This window comes from Streptomyces sp. NPDC029956 (genome assembly GCF_055574655.1).
This window is the reverse complement of sequence record NZ_JBVHZJ010000108.1, coordinates 8,821-10,826: the sequence shown is the minus strand read 5'-3', so window position 1 is coordinate 10,826 and position 2,006 is coordinate 8,821. Positions and strand designations below refer to the sequence as shown.

The following is a 2,006-nucleotide window of genomic DNA, read 5'->3' as shown; positions in this document are numbered from 1 at the left end:
CCGTCGAGCGCATGATGCGCGACGCCAAGATCACCCAGATCTACGAAGGCACCAACCAGGTCCAGCGCATCGTCATGGCCCGCAACCTCCCGTAATCGTCTGTCACTTGAAAGGAGCCAGGCCGTGACCCTGAGGATCGCTGTCTGTGTGAAGTACGTACCCGACGCGACCGGCGACCGCGGTTTCGCCGACGACCTGACGGTCGACCGCGACGAGGTCGACGGTCTGCTGTCGGAGCTCGACGAGTACGCCGTCGAGCAGGCGCTGCGGATCTCCGAGGAGTCCGACGACGCCGAGGTCACCGTCGTCACCGTCGGCCCGGACGACGCCAAGGACGCGCTGCGCAAGGCGCTGTCGATGGGCGCCGACAAGGCCGTCCACGTCAACGACGAGGACATCCACGGCTCCGACGTCATCGCCACCTCGGCGATCCTCGCCAAGGCCCTGGAGAAGACCGGCTTCGACCTGGTCGTCTGCGGCATGGCCTCGACCGACGGCACCATGGGCGTGCTGCCCGCGCTGCTCGCCGAGCGGCTGAGCCTGCCGCAGGTCACCCTGCTGTCGGAGCTCTCCGTCGAGGACGGTCTCGTCAGGGGCCGCCGTGACGGCGACGCCGCCACCGAGCTCCTCGAGGCCCCGCTGCCGGCGGTCGTCTCGGTCACCGACCAGTCCGGCGAGGCCCGTTACCCCTCCTTCAAGGGGATCATGGCCGCCAAGAAGAAGCCGGTCCAGGAGCTGGACCTGGACGACCTGGACATCGACGCCGACGAGGTGGGCCTCGCCGGGGCGTGGACCCTGGTCGACGCCGTGGCCGCGCGCCCCGCGCGCACGAAGGGCACGATCGTCACGGACGAGGGCGACGGCGGCAAGCAGCTCGCCGCCTTCCTCGCCACCCAGAAGTTCATCTGACCTGCCGTCAGCCTGACACCCCACAGGAGCAACGAATCATGGCTGAGATCCTGGTTCTCGTGGACCACGCCGACGGTGCGGTCCGCAAGCCGGCCCTCGAACTGCTGACCCTGGCCCGCCGGATCGGCGAGCCCTCGGCGGTCGTGCTCGGCGCCGGCGAGGCCGCGGCCTCGATCGCCGCCACCGCCGGCGAGTACGGCGCCGCGACCGTGTACGTCGCGGACGGCGCCGAGTTCACCGAGCAGCTGGTCGTGCCGAAGGTCGACGCGCTCGCCCAGCTCGCCCAGGAGAAGGGGGCGGCCGCCGTCCTGGTGACCTCCTCCGGCGAGGGCAAGGAGATCGCGGCCCGTGTCGCGCTCCGCCTCGGCTCCGGTCTGATCACCGACGCCGTGGAGCTGGAGGCCGGCGAGAACGGCCCGGTCGCCACGCAGTCCGTCTTCGCCGCCTCGTACCAGGTGCGCTCGACGGTCACGCACGGCGTGCCGGTCATCACCGTCAAGCCGAACTCCGCCGCCCCGGAGGCCTCTTCGGCCGCCGGCACGGTCGAGAACGTCACCGTCTCCTTCACCGGCAACGCCGCCAGGGTCGTCGCGCGCACCCCGCGCGTCTCCACCGGCCGCCCGGAGCTGACCGAGTCCGCGATCGTGGTCTCCGGCGGCCGCGGTGTCGGCGCGGCCGAGGGCTTCGCGGTCGTCGAGAAGCTGGCCGACTCGCTCGGCGCTGCCGTCGGCGCCTCCCGCGCCGCCGTGGACGCCGGCTGGTACCCGCACTCCAACCAGGTCGGCCAGACCGGCAAGCAGGTCTCGCCGCAGCTGTACGTCGCGGCGGGCATCTCCGGCGCGATCCAGCACCGGGCCGGCATGCAGACGTCGAAGACGATCGTCGCGGTCAACAAGGACGCCGAGGCCCCGATCTTCGACCTGGTGGACTACGGCGTGGTCGGCGACCTCTTCGAGGTGCTGCCGCAGCTGACGGACGAGATCGGCGCCCGCTGACCCGTCCGCGCGCGCTGACATGGGAAGGGGGGGGGGGGGGGGGGCGCGCTCGCCACCCCCCCCCCCCCCCCCCCCCCCGCCCCCCCCCCCACCAGCCCGGGA

At 72.2% G+C, this 2,006-nt stretch carries 3 protein-coding genes; all 3 read left to right on the top strand.

What is annotated here, in order from left to right; translation table 11 throughout:
• The coding region (locus ACZ4XX_RS39900; RefSeq protein ID WP_132919430.1) for an acyl-CoA dehydrogenase family protein at positions 1-95 on the top strand (95 nt) is incomplete at its 5' end.
• Between the two features lie 28 nt (positions 96-123).
• Positions 124-909 (top strand): electron transfer flavoprotein subunit beta/FixA family protein, encoded by a 786-nt coding sequence (locus tag ACZ4XX_RS39895; RefSeq protein ID WP_468512714.1) that lies wholly within the window; start codon positions 124-126, stop codon positions 907-909.
• Positions 910-947: 38 nt separating this feature from the next.
• Positions 948-1,904: an electron transfer flavoprotein subunit alpha/FixB family protein gene (locus ACZ4XX_RS39890; RefSeq protein WP_468512713.1), complete on the top strand. Its 957-nt coding sequence runs from the start codon at positions 948-950 to the stop codon at positions 1,902-1,904.
• Positions 1,905-2,006: the final 102 nt, after the last annotated feature.